The 5,249-nt window shown below is 71.2% G+C and carries 6 protein-coding genes; 4 read left to right on the top strand and 2 right to left on the bottom strand.

Annotated elements, in window-relative coordinates; all coding sequences use genetic code 11:
• The first annotated feature begins 82 nt into the window (after window positions 1-82).
• Window positions 83-391, top strand: coding sequence for an ETC complex I subunit (locus VP06_RS31050; protein WP_048467684.1), 309 nt, complete (start codon window positions 83-85; stop codon window positions 389-391).
• 19 nt (window positions 392-410) lie between these two features.
• Here VP06_RS31050 and VP06_RS31055 read toward each other — a convergent pair whose 3' ends face one another.
• Together VP06_RS31055 and VP06_RS31060 are read right to left on the bottom strand one after the other, a co-directional pair.
• Window positions 411-1,460 (bottom strand): spore photoproduct lyase family protein, encoded by a 1,050-nt coding sequence (locus tag VP06_RS31055; RefSeq protein WP_048467685.1) that lies wholly within the window; start codon window positions 1,458-1,460, stop codon window positions 411-413.
• A gap of 48 nt (window positions 1,461-1,508) precedes the next feature.
• Window positions 1,509-2,675, bottom strand: coding sequence for an MFS transporter (locus VP06_RS31060; RefSeq protein WP_245291385.1), 1,167 nt, complete (start codon window positions 2,673-2,675; stop codon window positions 1,509-1,511).
• 460 nt (window positions 2,676-3,135) lie between these two features.
• On the opposite strand from VP06_RS31060, the gene VP06_RS31065 reads away from it, so the two are divergent.
• From VP06_RS31065 to argE, 3 genes are all read left to right on the top strand, one after another.
• Window positions 3,136-3,336, top strand: coding sequence for a hypothetical protein (locus VP06_RS31065; RefSeq protein ID WP_048467687.1), 201 nt, complete (start codon window positions 3,136-3,138; stop codon window positions 3,334-3,336).
• A gap of 104 nt (window positions 3,337-3,440) precedes the next feature.
• Entirely contained in the window at window positions 3,441-3,782 is a 342-nt protein-coding gene (locus VP06_RS31070; protein ID WP_048467688.1) for a DUF1491 family protein, read from the top strand.
• Window positions 3,783-3,938: 156 nt separating this feature from the next.
• The gene (gene argE / locus VP06_RS31075; protein ID WP_048467689.1) at window positions 3,939-5,129 is read left to right on the top strand and encodes an acetylornithine deacetylase; all 1,191 of its coding nucleotides are present in this window, start codon (window positions 3,939-3,941) and stop codon (window positions 5,127-5,129) included.
• The last annotated feature ends 120 nt before the right edge of the window (window positions 5,130-5,249 follow it).

Genomic DNA, 5,249 nt, shown 5'->3' on the forward strand with positions numbered 1-5,249 from the left:
TAGCGCATCTGGTTTGGGACCAGAGGGTCGCTGGTTCGAATCCGGCCGCCCCGACCATTCCTCCCACGGATCAGAGCCCGCGATGTCGACCGCCCGCATCTTCCGCCCGGCCAAGGACCCGACCCAGTCCGGCCTCGCCCGGACCAAGCAGTGGACGCTGGAGTTCGAGCAGACGAGCCCGCGGGAGACCGAGCCGCTGATGGGCTGGACCTCGTCCTCGGACATGCTCCAGCAGGTGCGGCTGGAGTTCGACACCAAGGAGGAGGCGATCGCCTACGCCACCCGCGAGGGCATCGCCTACCGGGTCGAGGAGCCGCAGGTGCCGCTGCGCCGGGGCCTCTCCTATTCCGACAACTTCAAGCACAACCGCACCGCGCCCTGGACCCACTGAGCCCCACCGCGCCCGCGCCTCAGAAGGCGTAGCGCACCGCGCAATAAGGCAGTTCCTCGGCGAGGAGCGCCTTGAACCGGGCGAGCCAGCGGCCCTTCCAGCCGCTGCGGTAGCGCAGGTTCTCCATGCCGCCCTCGGAGCGCTTGGTCTCCTGGATGTCGGGGCGCCAGAGCAGCGCTTCGGCTTTCGGGTGCCAGCGCAGGTTCACCTCGTGCAGGGCGGCGTTGTGGGTGAGGAAGATGATCTCGGCCTTGAGCTGCGCCTTCGCGGCCGGGCCGATCCCGGCATCGACGGCCCGGAACAAGGCCCGCCAATCGTCCTCCCAGCCCTCGTACAGGATCACCGGCGAGAAATTGACGTGGACCTCGTAGCCGGCGGCCACGAACGCGTCGATCGCGGCGATCCGATCCGGCATCGGTGACGTGCGCACGTCGACCACCCGGGCGATGCGCTCGGGCATCAGCGAGAAGCGGATCCGGGTTTTTCCGTCCGGCGCGTAGGCCAGCAGGTCGCGGTTGACGAACTTGGTGGCGAACGACGCCTTGGCGTTCGGGATCTCCCGGAACAGCCCGACGAGATCGCGCACGCTGTCGCAGGCCAGGGCATCGACCGACAGGTCGCCGTTCTCGCCGATGTCGTAGACCCAGACCCTGTGGTCGATCTGGTCGGGGGCGGGGAGGGGGCCTTGCGCGGCGGCATGGCGCCGGATCGCCCGGCCGATGCCGTCGGTGTTGACGAACAGGGTGATCGGGTTGGCGTAGCCCTTGCGGCGCGGCACGTAGCAATAGGCGCAGGCCATGGCGCAGCCGTTGGAGCTCGACGGCGCGATGAAATGGGCGCTGCGCCCGTTCGGCCGCGAGGCCAGGCCCTTCTTGACCCCGAGCACCAGCGTCGCGCGCTTGATCCGCACCCAATCCTCGACCGAGCCGGCATTGCCGTGCAGCTCCGGGATGGCCCAGTGCGACGGCACGGCGATCCGTCGCGCCTCGGGGAAGCGCGCCAGGATCTCCCGGCCGCGGGCGAAGTCCTCGACCGCGGGCTCGTGATAGATCGTGTCGATGGCGAGCAGGCGTGCGGAGGAACGGGACAGGAGCGGGCTCGGCCGGTTGAGGGAGCCTCAGGATCTAGGGCGGTCGCGCGGCTCCAGCAGGGGCACCAGCAAGGCCGCTGCCGCGAAGGCGCCGCCGACCGTGCAGAGCATCGGCCAGCCGCCGGCCGCGAAGGCCCGGGTGCCGGCCGAGGCGCCGAGCGCCCCGCCGGCGAAGATCGCGGTGAAGAACACCGTGTTGATCCGCCCGCGGGCCCCGGGGGCGAGGGCATAGACCCGGGTCTGGTTGGCGATCAGCGCGGTGTTGATGCCGATATCGATGAGCAGAACCCCGACCGCGAGCGCGACCAGCGAGACCCCGCCGAACAGCCCGAACACCGCGAAGGCGGCGAGCGTCAGCACCGCGCCGCCGACCAGCACCGGCCGGGGACTGCGCGTATCGGCGAACCGTCCGGCGACCGGAGCGCAGAGCGCGCCGGCCGCGCCGATCAGCCCAAACAGGCCGGCCCCGGCCGGATCGAGCCCGAAGGGCGGCGCCTCGACGAGGAGCGCCAGGGTGGTCCAGAAGGCGTTGAAGGCGGCAAACAGCAGCGCCTGCGCCAGGGCGGCCCGGCGCAAGACCGGCTGCTCCCGCACCAGGTCGAGGATCGAGCCGATCAGCGCGCGGTAACCGAGGCGGGCGGCGGGTGGCGTCTTCGGCAGGCCGAACCAGGCGAGGGCGGCGAAGGCCACCGAGAGCCCGGCCGCACCGAAGAACACCGCCCGCCAGCCGAGCCACGCCCCGACGAAGCCGCTGAGCGTGCGGGCGAGCAGGATGCCGAGGAGCAGCCCGGTCATCACCTGGCCGACCATCCGGCCGCGGATCGCGTCCGGTGCCAGCTCGGCGGTGAAGGGCACCGCCTGCTGCGCCGCCGTCGACAGAATCCCGATCAGGAAGCTCGCCAGCACCAGGAGGCTCAAGGAGGTGCTAAAGCCCGCCAGCACCAGCACGGCGGCGAGCAGCAGGAGCTGGCCGACGATCAGGCTGCGCCGGGGCAGGACGTCGCCGAGCGGCACGAGGCCGAGGATGCCGAGGCCGTAGCCGGCGAGCGTCGCGGTCGGCACCAGCACCGAGGCGTCGTGGCCGAAGACCTGGACCAGGAGGCCGAGCAGCGGCTGGTTGTAGTAGATGTTGGCGACCGCCCCGCCGGCGATCAGGCTGAGGCTCAGGCGGGTCGCGGCGGAGAGGGGCGGCATGCGGGCGTCCTGCATCGGCGCGTCGTGCGCGAAGACGTCTGGGAGGATGCGGGCCCGACATAACGGGTTTTTGCGCTGCGGCACGGACCCCGTCCGCAGGGGAGCCCCGCCCTGCGGGCATGCCGCAGGATTGGGCAGGTGCACGATCACACGGCCGTGAGGCTCCTTCCATGCGCGGGGATCGTCACCACATGTGGCATGGGCAGCCTCGAAAGACCGGCTTGCCTGGGTGCACCTTGCCCTGGCGCAGTTGCCTTGACGTAAGAAGCGCCGATACTGTTCCCGATCGTCGTCGATCGGTTTCCCGGCGGGCGAGACGCGAGCCCGTGCGGCAGGCGCGCTTCCTGCATGGTCCCGGCCGTTGGCCGCGGCGCGGCCGCCTCGGGAACCGGGAGCGTTACCCCCCTGGAGTGGTGACCATCCCGCCATCGACGTGATCCATCGCTGGAGGAGACGGACGATGTCGCAATACCGCGTGATGTTCGCCAAGCAGATCCTCGGGGTCCCGTTCACCGTCGGGACCGTCGAGATCACCCGCGCCCGCGATCCGGAGCGGGCGGTCCGCGCCGCCACGCTGCGCTTTGCTCGCCAGCACGGCGTCGAGGATTGGCGCGAGCGGGCCGACGTGGCGGAGGTGGACGGCGCGGCGCGGGCGCTCTGACCTCCGGATCCTGACTCCGTGTTCGATCCAGCGCCCGATTGCCCCGCGATCGGGCGCTGTCCTATGAGGGCGATACCCCCTATCCTTCGAGGAGGCCCCGCCCGATGGCACGCCTGCGCTCCGATTTCTGGGTCGCTGCCCATCTGCGCCGCTGCGCGGTCGAGGGTGTGAGCGCGGTGCAGCGTCGCCGCGGCGCGCCGGAGGCCGGGGCGATCTTCGTCAAGGTCGACCGCCTCGATGGCCGCGCCGACCTCTACGGCCCGGCGCCCCAGGCCCTGTTCGAGGGGGCCGGGGCGGGGGACCGCCGCTTCGAGACCCTGATGCGCGAGGCGCTCCCGCCTGACGTCGAAGCCCGGCTCACGCGGGAGATCCGGTTCGATTCCGACCTCTGGATCGTCGAGATCGACGATCGGGAGGGGCGCCATTTCCTGGATCTGACCGCGTAGGACTTCCTGGTCGGATCGACTGGGTCGGGCGGCCCGCTGTCCGCCGACGCCGGAACGCGGCATAAGGGGCGAGTCCACCTCGCGATGGCATCGGCCCTGCAACGACCGTGGGGTCGCGCTCGCTCGTCACCCTCCCGTCAGGCCCGCACTCTTCCCATGACGTCCTCCGACCCCACGGTCCCCGACACCGCGCTGCCCGCGATCACGGACCTCCTCGCCACCCTGGTGGCCTTCGAGACGGTCAGCTCGGCGAGCAACCTGCCCCTCGTCGACCACGTCGAGGCGTATTGCCGCCGTCATGGCGCCACGGTCGAGCGGGTGATGGACGAGACGGGGCGGAAGGCGGCCCTGTGGGTCACGGTCGGCCCGACGGACCGGCCGGGCTACGTGCTGTCGGGCCACAGCGACGTGGTGCCGGTGGAGGGCCAGGACTGGACGCACGACCCGTTCCGGCTGACCGAGATCGACGGGCGCCTCTATGGCCGGGGCACCTCGGACATGAAGGGCTTCGTCGCCGTCTGCCTGGCGCTCCTGCCCGAGATGGCGGCGGCTCCGCTCACGCGCCCGCTCCATCTCGCGATCTCCTATGACGAGGAGATCGGCTGCCTCGGCGTCCGGCCGCTCATCGCCCATCTCCGTGCGCGCGGCATCGCGCCGCTGGGCTGCTTCGTCGGCGAGCCGACCGGCATGGCGGTGGTGATCGGCCACAAGGGCAAGTACGGCGCGAAGGCCACCTTCCGCGGCCGGGCCTGCCACTCGGCGCTGGCGCCGACAGGGGTCAACGCCATCGAGTACGCGGCCCGCTTCATCGACCGGGTGCGGCTCACCGTCGAGGGCCTGGCCCGGGACGGGGCCCGCGACGACCTCTACGACGTGCCCCATACGACCGGGCTCACCGCCCTGGTCCAGGGTGGCACCGCGCTCAACATCGTGCCGGACCGCTGCACCGTCGGGTTCGAGTTCCGGGCGATCGCCGGCGACGATCCCCGCGGCCTCGCCGACACCGTGCTGGCCTATGCCCGGGACGTGCTGGTGCCGGAGATGCAGGCCCGCGATCCCGCCAGCGGCCTCACGGTCGAGCCGGTGATCGACTATCCGGGCCTCGACATCGCCCCCGATGCGCCCCTCGTCACCCTGGCCAAGCGGCTTGCCGGCCGCAACGGCCACGCCAAGGTGTCCTACGGGACCGAGGCCGGCCTGTTCCAGAGCCTCGGCGACATTCCCTCGGTGGTGATCGGCCCCGGCGACATCGCCCGCGCCCACAAGGCGGACGAATACGTCGAGGCCGGCGAACTGTCGGACTGTGCCGGCTTCCTGCGCCGCCTGATCGCGGAGAGCTGCGCCTGACCATGCGGGCGAATGAGTGCCGGCCCCGTCGTCGCCGGGCGGCCCTGCCGGCAATCGCCTGAGCATCGGGTTAATACCAACGGTCGTAGAAAACGACCTTTGGTTCTGTTCTCGAATTTT

Source organism: Methylobacterium aquaticum (assembly GCF_001043915.1).
Classification (GTDB): Bacteria; Pseudomonadota; Alphaproteobacteria; order Rhizobiales; family Beijerinckiaceae; genus Methylobacterium; species Methylobacterium aquaticum.

Excerpts from the sequence above, each read along its gene's own strand:
- VP06_RS31050 (WP_048467684.1), top strand. The coding sequence starts at position 83 with ATGTCGACCGCCCGCATCTTCCGCCCGGCCAAGGACCCGACCCAGTCC.
- VP06_RS31060 (WP_245291385.1), bottom strand. The coding sequence starts at position 2,675 with ATGCCGCCCCTCTCCGCCGCGACCCGCCTGAGCCTCAGCCTGATCGCC.
- VP06_RS31065 (WP_048467687.1), top strand. The coding sequence starts at position 3,136 with ATGTCGCAATACCGCGTGATGTTCGCCAAGCAGATCCTCGGGGTCCCG.
- VP06_RS31070 (WP_048467688.1), top strand. The coding sequence starts at position 3,441 with ATGGCACGCCTGCGCTCCGATTTCTGGGTCGCTGCCCATCTGCGCCGC.
- argE (WP_048467689.1), top strand. The coding sequence starts at position 3,939 with ATGACGTCCTCCGACCCCACGGTCCCCGACACCGCGCTGCCCGCGATC.